The sequence below is a fragment of the Levilactobacillus enshiensis genome (assembly GCF_007115095.1).
GTDB lineage: Bacteria > Bacillota > Bacilli > Lactobacillales > Lactobacillaceae > Levilactobacillus > Levilactobacillus enshiensis.
Genome location: NZ_SULH01000003.1, coordinates 212,901 through 229,887, shown reverse-complemented (window position 1 = coordinate 229,887; position 16,987 = coordinate 212,901). Strand labels below are relative to the sequence as shown.

Annotated in this window: 15 protein-coding genes; 9 read left to right on the top strand and 6 right to left on the bottom strand. The window is 49.8% G+C overall.

Annotation, left to right across the window (positions count from 1 at the left end):
* Position 1 precedes the first annotated feature (1 nt).
* Genes FAY32_RS04865 through FAY32_RS04855 form a run of 3 tightly spaced genes read left to right on the top strand, consistent with a single transcriptional unit; the run spans position 2 to position 2,950 of the window.
* Entirely contained in the window at positions 2–1,453 is a 1,452-nt protein-coding gene (locus FAY32_RS04865; RefSeq protein WP_143462337.1) for a SpaA isopeptide-forming pilin-related protein, read from the top strand.
* A gap of 26 nt (positions 1,454–1,479) precedes the next feature.
* Positions 1,480–2,262, top strand: a complete 783-nt coding sequence (locus tag FAY32_RS04860; RefSeq protein WP_143462336.1) for a class C sortase — start codon at positions 1,480–1,482, stop codon at positions 2,260–2,262.
* Position 2,263: 1 nt separating this feature from the next.
* Positions 2,264–2,950, top strand: a complete 687-nt coding sequence (locus FAY32_RS04855) for a class A sortase (RefSeq protein WP_143462335.1) — start codon at positions 2,264–2,266, stop codon at positions 2,948–2,950.
* Between the two features lie 42 nt (positions 2,951–2,992).
* Here FAY32_RS04855 and FAY32_RS04850 read toward each other — a convergent pair whose 3' ends face one another.
* Together FAY32_RS04850 and FAY32_RS04845 are read right to left on the bottom strand one after the other, a co-directional pair.
* On the bottom strand, positions 2,993–3,421 hold the full coding sequence (locus tag FAY32_RS04850; protein ID WP_143462334.1) for a nuclear transport factor 2 family protein: 429 nt from the start codon (positions 3,419–3,421) through the stop codon (positions 2,993–2,995).
* 219 nt (positions 3,422–3,640) lie between these two features.
* Positions 3,641–4,810 carry a DUF2075 domain-containing protein gene (locus tag FAY32_RS04845; RefSeq protein ID WP_143462333.1) on the bottom strand — a complete coding sequence of 390 codons (1,170 nt, stop codon included), beginning with the start codon at positions 4,808–4,810 and terminating at the stop codon, positions 3,641–3,643.
* A gap of 273 nt (positions 4,811–5,083) precedes the next feature.
* Between FAY32_RS04845 and FAY32_RS04840 the strand changes: the two genes are divergently transcribed.
* Together FAY32_RS04840 and FAY32_RS04835 are read left to right on the top strand one after the other, a co-directional pair.
* Positions 5,084–5,380 carry a hypothetical protein gene (locus FAY32_RS04840; RefSeq protein WP_143462332.1) on the top strand — a complete coding sequence of 99 codons (297 nt, stop codon included), beginning with the start codon at positions 5,084–5,086 and terminating at the stop codon, positions 5,378–5,380.
* Between the two features lie 58 nt (positions 5,381–5,438).
* A complete protein-coding gene (locus FAY32_RS04835; RefSeq protein WP_225428286.1) occupies positions 5,439–6,380 on the top strand; it encodes an ADP-ribosylglycohydrolase family protein in 942 nt (313 codons plus the stop codon).
* Positions 6,381–6,610: 230 nt separating this feature from the next.
* Here the strand turns inward: FAY32_RS04835 and FAY32_RS04830 are convergent, their stop codons facing one another.
* The gene (locus FAY32_RS04830; RefSeq protein ID WP_143462330.1) at positions 6,611–8,140 is read right to left on the bottom strand and encodes a tyrosine-protein phosphatase; all 1,530 of its coding nucleotides are present in this window, start codon (positions 8,138–8,140) and stop codon (positions 6,611–6,613) included.
* Between the two features lie 309 nt (positions 8,141–8,449).
* Between FAY32_RS04830 and FAY32_RS04825 the strand changes: the two genes are divergently transcribed.
* On the top strand, positions 8,450–11,989 hold the full coding sequence (locus FAY32_RS04825) for a BspA family leucine-rich repeat surface protein (RefSeq protein ID WP_143462329.1): 3,540 nt from the start codon (positions 8,450–8,452) through the stop codon (positions 11,987–11,989).
* Between the two features lie 69 nt (positions 11,990–12,058).
* The gene (locus tag FAY32_RS04820; RefSeq protein ID WP_143462328.1) at positions 12,059–12,508 is read left to right on the top strand and encodes a GNAT family N-acetyltransferase; all 450 of its coding nucleotides are present in this window, start codon (positions 12,059–12,061) and stop codon (positions 12,506–12,508) included.
* Between the two features lie 112 nt (positions 12,509–12,620).
* On the opposite strand, the gene FAY32_RS04815 is transcribed toward FAY32_RS04820, so the two are convergent.
* Both FAY32_RS04815 and FAY32_RS04810 read right to left on the bottom strand, forming a co-directional pair.
* Positions 12,621–13,796 (bottom strand): iron-sulfur cluster-binding domain-containing protein, encoded by a 1,176-nt coding sequence (locus FAY32_RS04815; protein WP_143462327.1) that lies wholly within the window; start codon positions 13,794–13,796, stop codon positions 12,621–12,623.
* On the bottom strand, positions 13,793–15,328 hold the full coding sequence (locus FAY32_RS04810) for a phytoene desaturase family protein (protein ID WP_143462326.1): 1,536 nt from the start codon (positions 15,326–15,328) through the stop codon (positions 13,793–13,795). Before FAY32_RS04810 ends, FAY32_RS04815 begins: the two co-directional genes overlap by 4 nt.
* 152 nt (positions 15,329–15,480) lie before the next feature.
* On the opposite strand from FAY32_RS04810, the gene FAY32_RS04805 reads away from it, so the two are divergent.
* Complete coding sequence (locus FAY32_RS04805) at positions 15,481–15,831, top strand: FadR/GntR family transcriptional regulator (protein ID WP_143462325.1); 351 nt, start codon at positions 15,481–15,483, stop codon at positions 15,829–15,831.
* Complete coding sequence (locus FAY32_RS04800; RefSeq protein ID WP_143462324.1) at positions 15,831–16,169, top strand: hypothetical protein; 339 nt, start codon at positions 15,831–15,833, stop codon at positions 16,167–16,169. The genes FAY32_RS04805 and FAY32_RS04800 overlap by 1 nt, the downstream gene beginning before the upstream one ends.
* A gap of 144 nt (positions 16,170–16,313) precedes the next feature.
* Here FAY32_RS04800 and FAY32_RS04795 read toward each other — a convergent pair whose 3' ends face one another.
* Positions 16,314–16,901 (bottom strand): TetR/AcrR family transcriptional regulator, encoded by a 588-nt coding sequence (locus FAY32_RS04795; protein ID WP_143462323.1) that lies wholly within the window; start codon positions 16,899–16,901, stop codon positions 16,314–16,316.
* Between the last annotated feature and the right edge of the window lie 86 nt (positions 16,902–16,987).

Sequence of the window (16,987 nt, the reverse complement as noted above, 5' to 3'; positions counted from 1 at the left end):
CATGAAATTCACAAAATTACGGCAACTGGCCCTGGCGACATTCGCCTTCTGTGGCCTAACACTCGGTGGTCAGCTGAACGCCAGCGCTAGTGAGTCAATTCCAAAAGAAGTAACGATGGTCTTGCATAAGTTAGAGAACAAATCTGGGAACACGATTCAAAATACCGGGGATGAAATAAAAGATCTGGCTGAGGGTTTGATTCCCTATGACGCTGACGAGTTTGGCAATGTGACCTATAGCATCTATGACGTGACGGACCGCTTCAAAGGTCAAATGACCAGTGACGAGTTTAAGGCTAACCGAGATACTTTAATTCAAGAAATTACGCAAGGAAAGACCGACCCTGAAGCACTACTTCAAGCTCAGAAAGCTTTCGTGGAGAAAGAGGGCTTGAAACCGGTCACGTCACAAGAATTGACGGGTCAGGATGGCAAACTTGAATTTGATGAGAAGCTATCGAATAGTGGCTTCTACCTGATCATGGAAACGCAGGCCCCGGTTCATCATTTAACAAAGCTGTCCGCGCCAATGGTTATCGGCTTACCATTTGGTGATAAGGATACGCTGCACCTGTACCCGAAGAACGTGGTTGCTGACAACGTGGACCCGATGATTCACAAGGTGGGAATTGATCCGGAGAATCCTACTGGTAAGGATTATGTTCTATTAAAGGACGTTGAATTCAAATTGGAACGGGCAGATGGCAAGGAATTAGCAAACGGCGAGAAAGTCCAAACGCTGACAACGGGTAAGGATGGTAACGTCGAATTTGGTGGACTAAAGGTTGGTGTTCGCTATGTACTGACGGAGTCCTCGATTGCGAATTATCCTTGGTATCAGCAGACGGAAGTTAGAGATGAAAAAATTTCGCTGACGTTTAAGGTTGATAAATACGGCAACATTGTGGATCCAGTCATGAAGCCGAGTGACGGCTACTTCGAGATTGAAGATTCGAAGATCAACGTACTGAATTACCTGCTTCTAGGGGACGCTAAATTCCAGAAGATAGACGCGACTTCTAAGAAAGCTTTGGCTGGTGCGAAGTTTAAGGTTCAAAGTATTAGTGATAAGGGGCAGTCCTGGGCAGTTCTGGATGGCAACAAGTTTGTGAAGTGGACGGACAACGAAGATGAAGGAACGGAATTAGTATCCGGAGCGGATGGAACCTTTGGTATTACGGGTGTTCCTTATGAATATGACCGCCGGAATGGCGATGTCACTTATAACTTAGTCGAAACGCAAGCCCCCGCTGGCTACGCGCGCCTAAAGGAAGCGACTAAGTTTGAAATCAGCGATGACAAGATTACGGACATTAAAACCCAACAGATTGAAAACGAGCGTTACGCCCTCCCAATCACCGGGGGAATGGGGATCTGGTTATTCCTCCTCATTGGGGCCCTGTTGATGGGTGGCGCGGGCTACCTGTACTACCGACAACGCAAAGCAAGCTAGATAATTAAAGAAGGGGGGACCCCCACATGCGTAAATGGCTAGCGATTCTACTATTCTGCTTGGGCCTGGGCCTGATTGGCTACCCAGCAGTGAGCAACGTTGTGACTCGCTGGCGGCAGCAGGGGGTCCTCGTTGCGTACAAGCACCAGTTACAAACGGCGAGTACGCAGCAGTTAAAGGCACTCCAACGGTCCTTGCAACAGGAGTCGACGGTTGAGCAGACAACGGTTCAAGATCCGTTTAAACGAAACGGGAAACAGTTTATTGAGACGACGCCACTGGCCCTGGTGGCGATTCCCAAACTCAACGTTGAATTGCCGGTGTTTGCTGGCACGAGCGAGCAGGTTTTACAAAAGTATGCGGGACTCGTGAACGGGACGGATGTTCCGCAGGACAAACGAGACCAGCATAGTCTGATCACGGCCCACCGGGGACTGCCCGGCGCCCAATTGTTCACAGACCTCCCGCGGCTCCAGAGAGGCGATTACTTTTATTTAAAAAATGCTTACGGGTTGATGACCTACGAGGTGACGACCATTCGGACCGTGAAGGCGGCCACGCGACAACCGGTACAACGAAGCGCCACGCAGAATCAGGTGACACTGATGACCTGTACGCCGTATATGGTGAACACGCACCGCCTCTTGGTTACTGGCCAGCGGATTCCCAATCAGACGCAGACGATTCCCCGGGGACGATTTATTTGGGACTGGTACAAAATTGGACTGTTGGGTTTAGCAATTCTGCTGATTATCGGTGGTGGCTGGGCAACCTACCGCCGTTACCGTCAGAGAAAGGAGGAACATTAAGATGGCAAGAAGACGACATTTCAAGCTAAAGTCCTTCTGGCTAGTGGTGATGTTTCTCGTCGGTAGCGGACTGGTGCTAATCGGACTGACGCAAAATTTTTCGGTGACGCGGTTGGGCACGGCGGCGACCGAGAAAATGACGACAGCGAGCGTACAACGGGCAACGGCAGCGGCACAGGGACGGACAGACCCGTTTAACTTTTCAAAAACGGCCCAGTTGACCCCATTAGCGGTTGCTGGCTACAGCTTGCAGGAACTGACCGGAACCAGTAACTATGGTGCGGTTGGCCAGTTGCGAGTCCCGGCGGTGGGGCTGGACTTACCGATTGGTATCGGCGTGAGTAATGCCGTGTTGGTCAGGGGAGCGGGAACGCTCAAGGCCGACCAACGGATGGGGCAGGGCAATTACGCGCTGGCGGGGCACTATATGACCACGAAGCGGCTCCTATTCTCCCCGCTAAAAGGGGTGCGCCAGGGCGACAGCATTTACCTGTCGGATCAGCGGCGGGTCTATCGCTACCAGGTAACGCAAATCCAGGTGGTTGACCGGCACAAAGTCGATGTGATCGACGATGTGCCCGGGAAGAAGCTGGTGACGCTGATCACGTGTAATTCGGCGAAGCGCGGCGAATCGCAGCGGTTGGTGGTGCGGGGAGAACTAAAGTCAGTAAGTAATGAAAAATTGTGAAAAAAGCGGTAGCCAGGGCACCTTTTTAGATCTAACTTTAAGTTAAACCAGTGGTTTGCTGCGATCAAAGGCCATATCCATCGGCTGAATGACGGACCAAGTTGAGTGTACGACCCGCCAGTTATCGCCCTCACGCTGGTAGACTTCGATACAGTTGTAGCGCATGTCATTTAGCGTTGTTTTTGCAAATAACTGGTAAGTCAGAATCGCCATGTCACTGCTAGTTTGTACGCGGGGGGTAACGAAGTCGTAGGTGTCAGCGAAGAGCTTACCCTCAACGTTGGCGAGAACGAAATCTTTAATGTCGGCATAGGAGTCGACCCGTTTTGCTTTGAAACTGTCGAAGTATGAAAAACTCTTTTGAGACCAAATCGTCAAATAGCCGGACGTATCGCCTTTGAACCATTTATCCAAAGCGTCTTTCTCTAGTGCGATAATCTTGTCAGTTAATGTGGTCGTTTCGTTAGTCATCAGTTTTCTCCTTTACTAAGTCGTAATGACTTTAGTGTAAGCTGTGACGTAACGTTACAGTCAAGAAAGTAATGCTGTTTCACGTGGAACATAATGAGTTTATTGCCAACGTGTAAAGAAGGAGATAAGCAAATGACGATTAGAAGATTGCTGTTTATTGTGCAGAATAAAGTGATAGGGAGCACAGGCTTAAAATGTCTGTGCTCCCTATTCGTCGGATTATTTGTGGTCAGCCGCCAGTTCTAGCAGGCGTTGCCGCAGCGCGTCGTCGTAAGCGGTCAGGTATAAGCCATACTTACCACGCTTCATTAATACGTTGAGCACGTTAGCGATGAATGCCTTGTACTCGTCACGCGTGAATTGCATATCCTTACGTTTCTTGAAGATTTCCTTGTGCGAGTATTTCTCGGGGATGATGGTCATGGTGTCGGTCGCGGGGTCGTAGCCAAATGAAGGCCCGATAATCATGCCGACATAGTTGAGGTCGAAGCCTTGCAGCGTGTAAATCGTCCCGACCTGGGTGATGGAGCCTTCCCGTTTGGCCCAGTGCGTCCGTTGGGGATCCCATTCGTCCCAAGGCAGGCTAAATGAATCCATTTCCACGTTGTGCCGGCCGTCGATTCGTGGGAAGCCCGAGGTGGCGACGACCCGACTCATGCCGACCTCTTTGTTGCGCTTCTTGATATTTTCGAAGAGGTCACCGGCAGTGTCAAACATTTTAAATTCAAAGTCACTGTTTTCGGGGAAGGGCTTCATTGGTTTTTCAGCGGTTAAATCGTCCATCCAAGCGACCTGTTCGTCACTAGCCACCATCCGGTATTGGAAATTCATGCTAAATAGCTTGTGGGGATGATTGCCAATCGTCTTGTAGAGGAGGTCTTGGTCCCAGTACATTTTGGATTGGAAGACCTGATCGAAATCATAGACGACAACGACCACCTTGGCCAGATTCATCAAGTCCGCGAGTTGATTTTGGCCGCGATAGTGCGCGTAAGGTTCGGATTTTGAATAGAGTAGGTGGGCCTCATCAACGAAAATGATATCGTATTGCTTGTGATTCTTCTGCGCGTAGTTGATTAAAGAGGTTGGCCGCCGAATTTCACTGGCCTTCATGTTGGGAATGGATTCGGCCAAATCACGGTAGGCTTTATACAATTCGGGATGGTTCACGACGAGCGAGGTGCGGTAGTGTTTGTCAGTCATATATTGGCGAACCAGTTCCATCAAAACGACGGACTTACCGGTACCGGCAGCTCCTTCGATGATGGCAACGGAGGAAGTATTACCGTTTAACCCCTGCTTGATGTAACTGTTGATATTAGTAATAACAGACTTCTGATCGTCAGATAAGTCATCGACGAAAAACTGTTCTTGTAAGATTTTATTCATTCTGGAACTCCTTATGCAGTCATTGCTTTGGCGTAAGTGGCATGTAAGATGCCTATGAAAAAGCTATGATTCATTATAGCAGTTCTAAAATAGTAGACTGTAGATTTTCAAAAATTATAGCAATTGATTTAAGCCAAAGTTAGTAACAAAAATGCAGAAAATACCCAATTGTTAGTGAAGGGGTGCTGATGTATGCTTAAAGAGAAAAATGATTTTTTAAACACTGGTATTGGGGAAAATGCTGTAGACTAATTGGAATGAAGGCTGAAGCTAATGGTAAAGTGGATTCCGGCAGAAAATGGAGGAACAATCGGTCAACTTGGAACAGAAAATGGTGTTATTTTGAAAGACGAGGAGTGGCCACATACTGGTAGAATTACGCTAGAAGAGGATCGTGAGAAGGCGTCTATTACCTGCGGCCTATATGGTACTTTTTTTCATACGGCGTATACGTCTGTAGAAAATGGATCGCAACTGTACGCAAGGATGAAGGCGGCATTAGAAGATTCGCCTGATGACTTGGAACCGTTAATGGATTGGTGTGCGTGGTTTGTTCATGAATTTCAGTAAGAGATAAGTTACGGACTCACGGTTATTACGTTTTGAGCCCATTAGAGAGGCTATAATCTTGAAAAAACAAGCAATTATTAATATTTTACGATGGGCAGCCGTTGCCGATGCATTAGGTGTTCCAGCTGAAATGCGGAAACGTGGCACATATCCAGAGATTACGGAGATGCAACCGAGCGCTTTTTGGCAGCAACCAGCTGGCAGTTGGTCTGATGACACGTCGATGACGCTTTGCCTACTGGATAACTTGACTGCCGATGGCGACTATGATGATCTTATGCAGCGCTTTGAAAGTTATATGCGCTATGGAACGAATACGCCTCGCGGAGAAATATTTGATATTGGCCGAACCTGTGCACATGCCATTCGAAATTATGCGGTCAATCAAATTACGCCGCTAAAGTGTGGAGATGCCTCTCCAGAAGCCAATGGAAATGGTGCTTTGATGCGCATTGCGCCCCTAGCTATTGTGTTACAACATGAACCAGAATTGGCTCGTCGCTTTGAAGTGGCACATGACTATACGGTATTGACGCATCGACACGCGCGTTCCATAGTAGGAAGTTTTATTTTTCTTGAGCTACTGCATCATATCCTTAATGGACAGAATTTGTTGCAGGCAATAACAACGATACAGCCCATTTTGAACGAGTTTTTAAAAGGAACAGAATACGCTGCGGAAATGTCGTATTATCGAGCACTCTTTGATAGTCATTTTAGGCAGTTACCCGCTCAGGATATTCCAGTATCTGGTTATGTTGTGGATACTTTACTAGCAGCTGTCTGGTTAGTTTTAAACCAAGAATCACCAAGGAAAGTTGTCTTGAATGCAGTCAATTTTGGTGGTGATACGGATACAATTGCAACCGTTGCGTCTTCTTTGGCTTCTGCTGGACAGTCTACTATTCCAGTGGCCCCTGACTGGTGGCATCAGCTATTAAATTCTGAGTTTTTAGACCAGAAATTTTCGAGTTTTGCGGATTGGTTCGCTGAAATATAGAAAAATGAGGGGAATACGGTATTAGTAATCGTGGTGTTTTTTCGTGAGCTGGTAGATGAGTTCAGTCTAACTTCAAAATGGTATGACTTTCGAGAAACGGCGTATCAGCAAGTCGTCAACGAATGGTGTGCGGACAATTATATTGACCTGATAAAAAATTAATGTAGACAGTAAATAGCCGCTCTAATTTGGATTTTCCAAGTTAGAACGGCTATTTTGAAGAGTTGTAATTAATTGGTATGATGTGTGACTGGCTTGATTAAAAGAACATCTTTAAGCTGAAGCCAACGCTTTTTGCCATGCGGGCTTTGAACCTCAACGTAGGTCTTAGCCTTGCCATTGACACGGAGTTTGGCCTGTTTGATGATCTTCCACGTGGCCTGGGGATGCTGGCCGGTCTTACCGGATTTCCCGACCTTGTGTTTTAGGTGGAGGTCAAAGAAGTAAGCACGGTGGGCCTTTAGGTGAACCAGCTTGGCGTGCTTGATCTTTTTGACGGAAATGACTTTTACTTTGACCCGTTTCGTCTTTTGCGGTGTGGTCAACGTGGATGTCGCAGCTGGTTTTGAGAGAGTTTCTGTTGCGTGAGCCGTTGGTTCGCCAGTTGTTTCTGGTTTCACGACGATGGCTGGCGTGTGGGGCTTAGGGACTACCGGTTTGGGTTGCGTCGGCTTTTCGACTCCTGGTTTTGTAGGTTTGGAGGTCGAAGGTTTTTCGGTACCCGGTTTTGCAGTACCTGGGGTTGTCGGCTTTTCAGGGCTCGGTTTGCTAACGTTTGGGGTCGAAGGTTTTTCGGTATCTGGTTTTGTCGTATCTGGCGTCACGGGTTTTTCAGAGCCAGACGTCCCATTGCCGGGATGACTCGCCTCAGAGGCGACCAGGTACTTAGCCCGCAATGTCGCTTGCTGTGCAGAACTAAAATTCAGCCCATCTTTGCTAGCAATGTAGTTTTCAAAGCCACCAAATTTTTCGTCGATCTGACTAAAGTAGGTTTTAAGCCAAGCGTAGTCGACTTGCTTACTGACGTAATTATTAGACATCAAGTAATCATTAATAATTGATTGATTACTAATTCCGAGGATGGACATTAAAATAACCGTGGCAATTCCCGTACGGTCATTACCATGCTTGCAGTGGTATAAAACGGGTCCCTTAGCAGCGAGAAGGTCGGTTAAAAAGGCATGGTAGCCGCTAAGTGCGGTGGCACTAAACGCGATTGAACCGCCATTCTGCCGATTGTAATGGTCAATGCCAGATAAATCATCGTCGTCGGCTTGCGAGTAAATCGAGTCATCCTTGTTGATTGCTTGGCCGATAGGTTTGTCTGTTTTGTTCAGGTGAGCTTTGGGCGTGCGTAAATCAATGATGAGACCTAGTTTAAGAGCCTCAAGTTTAGAAATATCAGCGACGTTAAGTTTGGTGAGTTGGGCCGAACGAAATAGCACGCCGGGTTTAATCATCTTAGCCCGGTCTTTGGTGAGATACCCACCTAAGTCACGCGTATTCGCGTTGAATCCTTTATTGTCCATGGATAGTGCGATTCGTGAACCAGGTTGGCCGGCTGCTGGCACGGTTGGAGTTGACACTGTTTCCGGCATCTTCTCGCCATTCATGAGGGGCGTTCGGTCTGGATCTGTGGCAGTTGTAATATGGGTAGCCGGTGTAGTTGCTGCCAGACTGGTTACGACGGGGGTTCCCATCCCCATTAAGGTCATGGTTAACATGCTAAGGCTTAAAGTTCGTTGTAAGTGCTGATTCATCGAAACCCTCCAGTAAGTTGTGCGCGATTTTGGTGACTGGTTTAAGAATAGCGAACGCACGTAAGGATTTGATGGTTGATGGGTATGACTTGTGTAAATGATTTATTTTTTTTGTTTTGAAATCGGTTCATGGGGAAGACAGAATCCATTTTTCGTAAAAATCGTCGTGCGAGAGGTTAATAATCATTCTAAAATCCAGTTGTTTGAATTAATCATTAAAGCCAGCAACTATAAATTTAAAAGGCGTGTATACTAAAAGGTAGGAAACATTTACATTGTCTATCGTTACGCCCGTGGAGGAGGATAATCATGAGACAACTTGTCAGCACAAAGCAGAGTCGTCACTTTGTATACATGGGAATCACATTGGCCAGTCTGAGCTTAGGGAGCTTGGGATTAACGACCACTGCCCATGCGGACACGGCGGCTGGAGCGGATCCGGTGAAGACGTCAGCTACTGTGGCAACACCATCCGCTACAGCCGCAGTAAGTGGGACACTACAGACTGAAGAAGGTGGTGCTAAAGGACAGTTTCCACCAACGACGGAAACGCAAAACGGTCCGGAGAAAACTGAACAGCCCGGCAACCAAGCCAATACGTCCACAGCACCCGTCGGTCAGGAAGCGCCACAGCAACCGGAAGACCCAACGGCACCGGCAGCCGCTACGGCGATGACTGGCACCTTTGGGACCAGCGCATGGAACATTGACGCGGCTGGCGTTTTACATTTCGGCGCTGGGCAATTTGATGAAATAGATTCAAATACCAACCGGAGCCCTTGGGCAACGAATGCGGATCAGATCAAGAAGATTTCGTTTGATGGACCGGTAGTTTCGGGAAAAAGTGCGGCGTATCTATTTGCCGGATTGCCAAATTTGACGGCCGTTGACCATGCAGATCAGTTTGATATCAGTCAGACCACGAGTCTCATGCGACTATTTGAGAATGACAGTAGTTTGGTGACGGTTGATACCAGCAACTGGAATACCAGTCGGGTCACGGATATGTTTGGCATGTTTGAGGGTGCCAAGAGCTTGGTGACAGTTGATGTGTCTCACTGGAATACGAGTCAGGTACGTGACATGCAGGTGATGTTTGAAGCTGCACAGTCTTTGACGACGTTGGATGTTGCCAATTGGGATACCGGTCACGTGACCAATATGAATGGTATGTTCGGCCAGTTCATGAGTGAGGATGCGAAAGACCGCACTGAACGGGGTTCTTTGCAGGCACTGGATGTGTCTCATTGGAACATGAGTAGCATTGGTACGGGCAATAGGTATTACGGTGGCAGTGGCGGCGACATTGCGTTTATGTTTGCCGGTCAGGATAAGCTAAAAACTTTAGACGTCAGCAACTGGGATGTTAGCCATAATCGGTCGTTGATATATACGTTTGTGAATGATTCGGCGTTGGAAACACTGGATGTCAGCAAGTGGCAAACGGGTGACGTTTCCGACATGACGGGGACCTTTTATGGGAATACGGCGTTGACGACGCTTGATATCAGCAATTGGGACGTTTCAAAGGTCCTGATTATGGATTATATGTTCATGGGGATGCCAAACGTTAAGCAGCTCGACTTTAGTCGGTGGAACACGACGGGAAAGATATTTTTCCACATGATGAATATGTTGACGGGCGATGCGGCGCTAACGCACTTAAACCTATCGGGCTTTCATATGAATGAAGCGGGTCAAATGTATTTTAACCAGTTTTTGGCGGGAACCAATTTACGTGTGATTACCATGGGTGAGCAGACCGCACTAACTGGCAAGTATTTGATTGCCTACAATGATTACGCTGGATTGCCAGATATTTCAAAAATGGCGGGGTTTGATGCCAAGAAGTATTCCGGCAGATGGCAGGCCGTGGGCACGGGAACCCTCGAAAATCCTAACGGTAAATCTTATACGTCGGTACAATTAGAGTATTTGTATTGCAAATCGAATGATGCCGATGGTTCTGTCGTCGGTCCCGCTGAAACCTACGTCTGGCAAACCAATACCGTCCAAATCACGGGGACGGGAACTAAAGTGTACGATGGCCGTGCCTTATCGCTGAATCAATTTCGTATTCAGACTTACGGTAGCCTGATTGCGGCGCCCGCAAACGGCTGGCAGCCAACCGACTTGGCGTGGGCTTCTGACGCAGCCGCGACACGTGCGGCCGCCCCAGACTTGAAGAATGTCGGGACTTACACCGCGACGTTGAGTGCGGCCGGACGGGAACGTTTAAAGGCGGCCAACCCAGGCTTGGATGACATTAATATCGTCGATGGGACCTTCACCATCACAAAGGCGCCGGCGACCATCACGGTAAATAGCCAGCAAGTGACTTACGATGGTCAGGCGCATCAGCTGACAGCAACGGTCACCGGAGAAGTCAACTCGGAAAAATTAGCATATGAGTTGGATACGACGCCGCAAACTGCCGCTGGAACCTACACCGTTACGCCCGTTTTAAAATCTGCGGCAGTTAATCAAAATTATGATGTGACGTTGACGCCAGGGACGTTAACGATTCAAGCGGCAACCGGACATGTCCACGTCCACTACGTGAATGAAAGCGGCCAACCAATTGCTCCAGACCACGATCAATCAGCCGAAGTGGGAACGGCCTATACGCTGATAGCACCGACAATTCCAGGTGCGATTCTGATCAGTACCCCAGCCAATGTCACCGGAGAATTTGCCTTGGCGCCGGTTGATGCGACGTTCGTCTATCATCAATTTGGCCCAACGAATCCCGATAAACTAGGTCGGGTCAGCGCTCACTACTTAGATGAAACAGGGAAATCAATCGCGGCTGACCAGACGGTGGTCGGCTCGATTGGCGCAACCTATCAACTGGCGACGCAACACCCCGGCTATATCTTAGTTGGTGGTGCGGCGAATGCGACCGGGCAGTATACAGAAGTACCCGTGGACGTGACCCTGATTTATCATCAACTGAGCAGTCACCCAGCGGGCAATGGTACGGTAATCACGCACTTGGTGGATGAACAGGGGCGGCCACTTGCGGCAGATCAGATTCACGTGGGTCAAACGGGAACGTCCTATCAGTTAGCGACACCACAACTGAAAGGGTATCTCGCCGTAAATACAGCTGCGACAACGGGAACGTTTAGCAACACGGCGACGGACGCGACAGTCGTCTACCATCAGCTCCAAAATACGGCGGCAGACCACGGGCTCGTCATTACCCACTACGTTGATAGTAACGGTCAGTCGCTTGCGCCGGATACGAAACAGGTTGGACCAACGGGGAGTGCGTATACACTGACGGCACCAACCCTCACTGGATATTCGGTTCAAAACGCGGCAACTCTCACGGGAACATACACGGGAACCGTTACGGAACAGACCTTTATCTATCAAAAGACAACGGCACCGGTCATACCAGTTGATCCAGAAAATCCCGATGTACCAACGCCACCAGTTACACCGGTGGATCCAGAGCAGCCCGTTGTGCCCACACCGCCAGTTACACCGGTAAATCCAGAACAACCAGTTACCCCAGTTAATCCCGTGAAACCGACTGCGCCAACAACTCCAGAACAGCCGCGCCCACAACATCAGGTGGCACAACCTGCCGACAGGGTTCGACCAATCACCCAGCCGGGTAATGGACTAACGGCCGCCCGTGAAGCCGCTAAGCGTCAAGAAAACTTGGCTGCGGCGACAGATCAGTCGGCACAAGCTGTAATGACGCAGCAAGTGCCCGTGACGACCTTGCCGCAAACGAATGAAGCCACGCCGCAGACGACCATTTGGGGCTGGCTATTAGCTGGTTTAACGACGCTGCTCGGGTTGGTCGGTTGGCATCAACGCCGAGATACAAAGTAAGCACGATTTGTTTCACATGAAACATAATTGATTAACGACATAATTTTGTTGAGAAGGAGTGACTTCGTGATGATTACCTTTCACGCGTTAAAACCCGGTGACACGCTGTGGCCAACAGCGGCCGAAAAAATCAACGCCATCGATTGGCCGGCAGGTAGCCATTTGGCACAATTGATGCTGACTGCGAATTGGCAGTCATGGGAACGGGTGATCTACGCGACGACTGGCGATGATTTGGTGGGGTGCTGCGCCTTACTGGCAACAGACATTGTCCCGAATACACCTGACACGCCCTTCATCAGCACCGTTTACGTGGCCCCAGCTTACCGGCAACGGGGAGTCAGCCTCAAGCTGGTCACACAGGCAGAAGATGCTGCTCGTGAAGCCGGGTTTTTAGGCGCTTACATTGTTACCCGCCACGTGGGCCTGTACGAACACTTGGCCTATCAATTGGTTGATCAGCAAAATGACCAGTTTGGTCGCCTGAATCGTATCTTGCATAAGTCCTTTCACGCCTAAATAGCAGTACAGGATCGTCGTCAAAGGTGAACAAAAATGGTAGTCCCCGCAAGTTTGTCATGGGGACTACCATTTTTTAATCGCAATTTAAGCAGTGCTGTCATCCAAGCAACTACCCAAACTGGTCAGCTAAGTCGTGAACCGGTACTTCGATGGTCATATCGGATTCTGGAAAGGCCGCACACAGATGGATGTAACCAAATTTACGGTCAGCGGCGCGGCGATGGTCAACGGTTCGAGGCGTGTTCACTTGACCAGAAATGACGCGGGCACGGCACCAGCCACATTCACCACTGCGACAGGCCGCTGGTACCACAATCCCCGCACGTTCCAACGCGACGAGGAGGGGTTCACGTGTGTTGGCCGTCACGGTCTGCTGGGTATCCTGAATCTGAACGGTGATGGTGACCGTGGCCGGAATCTTGACGTCTGTTTCCGGCACGGGCACTTGGCCGCTTAGTTCCTCACGTAGCCGACCACCCGGTAAGTGTAAGGGTGCCACTTGTTCCGTCACGTAAGCGTTCAGGGCATTCGGGCCACAAACGAAGATGGACGTGTGCTGTAGGTCGGCGTATTGCTGCATTAAGTCGCGCGTAATAAAGCCGTGTTCGTACCCGGGATAGTCTTCGTCACTCAACACGTTAACCACTTTAATGTGCGGACTCTGATCCGCGAGTGCCGTCAGCTCGTCTCCTAACAAAATATTGTCGTGGCGGCGACTCCCGTACAGAATCGTTAAATCGAAGTTCTCCGTGCCATCAACGAGGGCTCCGGCTAAGGCCAGAAATGGCGTAATGCCACTCCCACCAGCGATACCCAGAACGTGGGGTTGATCACGGAATTGATTGTAAGTGAGTTGCCCCAGGGGTCCGGAACTCGCAATCACCGTGCCGACTTGCCAATGGGCAAAGATGTACGGTGTCACGAAGCCCTTTGGGACTAACTTAATGGTTAAGATATAGCAATCGTCGAGGGCATCTTTGGGTGTTGAGCGTAGCGCGTATGCTCGGGTCACCTGGCTCTGGCCAATGTTGAAGCGCACGGATAAGTACTGGCCCGCTTTGAAATAGGCCAGGTGTTGCGTGCCCATGTCCGTTGCGGGCGCGAAGTAGAAACTCTTGGCATCAGCACCATGATCAACGACATTGGTGATGCGTAAGTATTGGGTCTCTGGATGGAGCTGGGCTGCTAAGTCATTAACGGGATAATGCGTCGGTAACGGCGTTGTTGCCCCGGCTTCAAAGTGCGCCTGCCGTTCGTTAAGTAATGTGGTTAAAGGATTTGTCATTTGACTGTCGCCTCCTGGTTGAGTTTACTGGTAGTTAATTTAGCGGCCATGTAGCCGGATTGATAGGCGGAGCTATACCCGTCCATCAAGAAGCCGGTACCGCCACAGAAATGTAAGTTCGGAATGGGTTCGTCCTCTGACTTGAGGCTCAGAGCGCGGGCCATCATTTGGTCCCAAGGCTGACCGTAGTAGCCATAAATTTCGCCTTGTGGACCACGTAAGTAGCGGGCAAAGGTGGCTGGGGTGGCCACTTCGATCTCCTCAATGGCGTGGCGAATCTTGATGCCCGTCGCAGCTTCGTAGGTCGCAATGATGTGCTCGGTCAATTGGTCCTTGAGTCGTGGATAGTCTTCTGGCGTGACGTGGTTCCAGCTAGGATCATCAAATAGTTGGGTGGCATATAAAATGCTGGTTCCTTTGGGTGAACAGTTTGGCTCGGCGATATTTAAACAGTTCATGATCATGAAGCCGTTGTCGTTGAGTTGCTGCATGTTCTGGTACTGTTTCCGGGAGTCCCACGTGTGCGCGATAAAGGTACTGTAGTCATGGATGCCTAACTGTTCGGCCGATTGGTTCATGCCCAAGTAGACCAAGAAGCCACTCGTGCCTAGCTTGCGGGCATTCGCCTTTTTGAGTTCGCTTTGGGGGACTTGGTCGGGTTGCAGGAGATGACTGTAAACCGTGTTCGGGTGTAAGTCGGCAATGACCTGCTTGGCGTAGAGCGTTTGGTGCGCGGTCTTAACACCCACCACCGCGTGATCTTGCACGATTAATTGGGTGACCTCCGTGTTGAACCAGGCAGTCCCGCCATTATCCTGTAGGGATTTGACCAGGGCACTTGAAATCTCGTGGGACCGGTGTTGTGGCACGTACGCTGCCAGAGCGACGTAGGAAACGACCATGGCAGCAAAGTAGGCGAATTCAAACTCGTCACCTGGAATACCAATGTAACACCAGTACGCCATCAAAATTTCTTGGGCCTTAGGCGTTAAGCCAATTTCGTTGAGGACGGTTTGGTAAGGCTTGTGACCGTATTTAACAAAGTTGGGATACTTTTCAGCGAGTAGCTCCGGCGTTAACTTGGTCGGGTCACTGAACAGGGCTTGAAAGACGGTGGTGCTTTCAGTAGCGAGGGCGAAGAATTGGTTGATGGCATCCTGGTTGCCGGGAGCTTCCGCGTTCAGTTTTTGAATGAAAGCCGGAATTCCGGTCGGCATGCTGACATCGAAACCATCCTTGCCCGTGTTGATGATGCGATAGGCGTCTGGTACGGGATCTAATTTCACGTCTAGGTTTAACCAATCGAAGAGCTCCCGCACACCACCGGGATGCTCGGCGGGACCGTAGCTGGCTAATTCGTGGAGGGAGGGTTCAAATTCGAAGCGCCCCCGCACGAAACTAGTTGCCGCCCCACCGGGCAAATTGTGACGCTCCAACAGTAACGTTTTTTGACCGAGCTTAGCCGCAGAGGCTGCTGCAACCAAGCCACCGTTACCCGCGCCAATGACGATAACATCGTATTGTTCTGACACTAGAATGACCTCCTTTTTGTGAAACCTAACCGAATGACAAGTCTATTATTGCGGGAATTTCCGTTATTGTAAACGGTTTCACAAGGCGTATACTTGAATATAGCGATAATTGTGGTTGTGGTCTCTGGCCCAGCCAGAACCAGGAGGATACGATGCAATTTCAACCAATCAAAATCACCAATGAAACGACACAGATGGTCACCCAATTCGAACAAGCAATCCTGACGGGCCAATTAGCGATTGGCGAACAACTCCCCAGTGAGCGCGAGTTAGCGCAACAGTTACAGATTGGCCGTGCGAGCGTCAACCGCGGCTTACAGGAGTTAGCACGGCTAGGCTTCGTCACGGTTAAGCCGCGCCAGGGAAACTTCGTCGCTAATTATCATGAGGATGGCAATCTGGAAACGTTAAACGTGATTATTAACTTTAAGGGGGGACTTATCGGCCATCGCTATTGCAATCGATTTTTGCGACCCGGCGGTTATTTGAAGACGACATGCTGATGCATTGCACGGATGTGGCGAAATTGCGACCCGTTAAACGCGCGCTGGCCCGAGTAAAGGTGGCGGATACGGCCGCCGATCAGGCACAGGAGATCTTCTCCTTTTACCATCAGATTGCCATCGCGTCCGGCAATGCGGTAACGCCGTTGCTGATTTTACATTTTCAATCGATTTATCTGACGTTGGGCCGGTGGTTGCTCCAGAGTGGCTACCAAGCAGCGTTGATTCACCGGATGGACACCGTGCTAGTGGCTCTGGTCGCGGGGGAGCAAGACACTGCCCGCCAAAGAAACGACGAGTTGATTGATTTTTGCTTGGCTAGCTTACTCCCCGATTGAGAGCAGAACATAAAGACGTCGCCCCCAACTGTTCTGCCTGTTTACAGAACAGTTGGGGGCGACGTTTTTTACATGAATTTTTTCAAGTGGGTTGGCGCTTGTTCCTGAACTTAGGTGGGCGGCCAAGCCCGAGATATTTCGGAATTACTGACCAGTCGTGTCAGATTGGCTCGCGGCGTCTCGCAGTGCAGTCATCGTTGCCGTCTGGAAGGTCGCAATCAAATCGTGAATCGTGATTAGGGACTCCTGTTGGCCGCCCAGCAACCACTCCCGCCAGATGCGGTAGATACCAGCGGTCATAAATTGGGTCCAATATTTTTGTTGAGCTGCGGTCGCGCCGTTCCAAGTCATGGTGGCCGTGTAGAAACGGACCATGTTGTGGTCGAATATTTGTTGGATTACGGGTTCAAATCCCCGTTCTGCCGACAGTCTTAGCGTCGGCGCGAGGTCGGTGAAAAAGGTCGTTAAGGCCGTTAATTTCTGCTTCTGGGGAACGTGAGCTAAGACATCATCGAATCTGGCGGTCAAAATTGGGTCGAAGTGTGCCGTTAAGACGTCCGCCAGGGTGGTAAAGTTGCGGTAAAACGCCATCCGACTGACCCCCGCTCGCTTGACCACCTGTGTCACGGTGAGATCGGCCAAGTCGTTGGTGGCTAGGAGTTGAAGCAGGGCCGTTGCCAGGTAGTCCTGCGAGTCTTGTTTGATTGCTTGTGCGTGTTTTGTAGCTGCCATTACAGATGCTCCATTCTGTCAGAGATGCCGGTTTGCGGCTTGAAAAGAAAGTATCACCATTGTAAGCTATCTTCACAGACGTTACA

Coding starts and splice junctions, on each gene's coding strand:
- FAY32_RS04820 (WP_143462328.1), top strand. CDS start 12,059: ATGATTACCTTTCACGCGTTAAAACCCGGTGACACGCTGTGGCCAACA.
- FAY32_RS04845 (WP_143462333.1), bottom strand. CDS start 4,810: ATGAATAAAATCTTACAAGAACAGTTTTTCGTCGATGACTTATCTGAC.
- FAY32_RS04860 (WP_143462336.1), top strand. CDS start 1,480: ATGCGTAAATGGCTAGCGATTCTACTATTCTGCTTGGGCCTGGGCCTG.
- FAY32_RS04795 (WP_143462323.1), bottom strand. CDS start 16,901: ATGGCAGCTACAAAACACGCACAAGCAATCAAACAAGACTCGCAGGAC.
- FAY32_RS04850 (WP_143462334.1), bottom strand. CDS start 3,421: ATGACTAACGAAACGACCACATTAACTGACAAGATTATCGCACTAGAG.
- FAY32_RS04865 (WP_143462337.1), top strand. CDS start 2: ATGAAATTCACAAAATTACGGCAACTGGCCCTGGCGACATTCGCCTTC.
- FAY32_RS04855 (WP_143462335.1), top strand. CDS start 2,264: ATGGCAAGAAGACGACATTTCAAGCTAAAGTCCTTCTGGCTAGTGGTG.
- FAY32_RS04840 (WP_143462332.1), top strand. CDS start 5,084: ATGGTAAAGTGGATTCCGGCAGAAAATGGAGGAACAATCGGTCAACTT.
- FAY32_RS04805 (WP_143462325.1), top strand. CDS start 15,481: ATGCAATTTCAACCAATCAAAATCACCAATGAAACGACACAGATGGTC.
- FAY32_RS04830 (WP_143462330.1), bottom strand. CDS start 8,140: ATGAATCAGCACTTACAACGAACTTTAAGCCTTAGCATGTTAACCATG.
- FAY32_RS04800 (WP_143462324.1), top strand. CDS start 15,831: ATGCATTGCACGGATGTGGCGAAATTGCGACCCGTTAAACGCGCGCTG.
- FAY32_RS04815 (WP_143462327.1), bottom strand. CDS start 13,796: ATGACAAATCCTTTAACCACATTACTTAACGAACGGCAGGCGCACTTT.
- FAY32_RS04825 (WP_143462329.1), top strand. CDS start 8,450: ATGAGACAACTTGTCAGCACAAAGCAGAGTCGTCACTTTGTATACATG.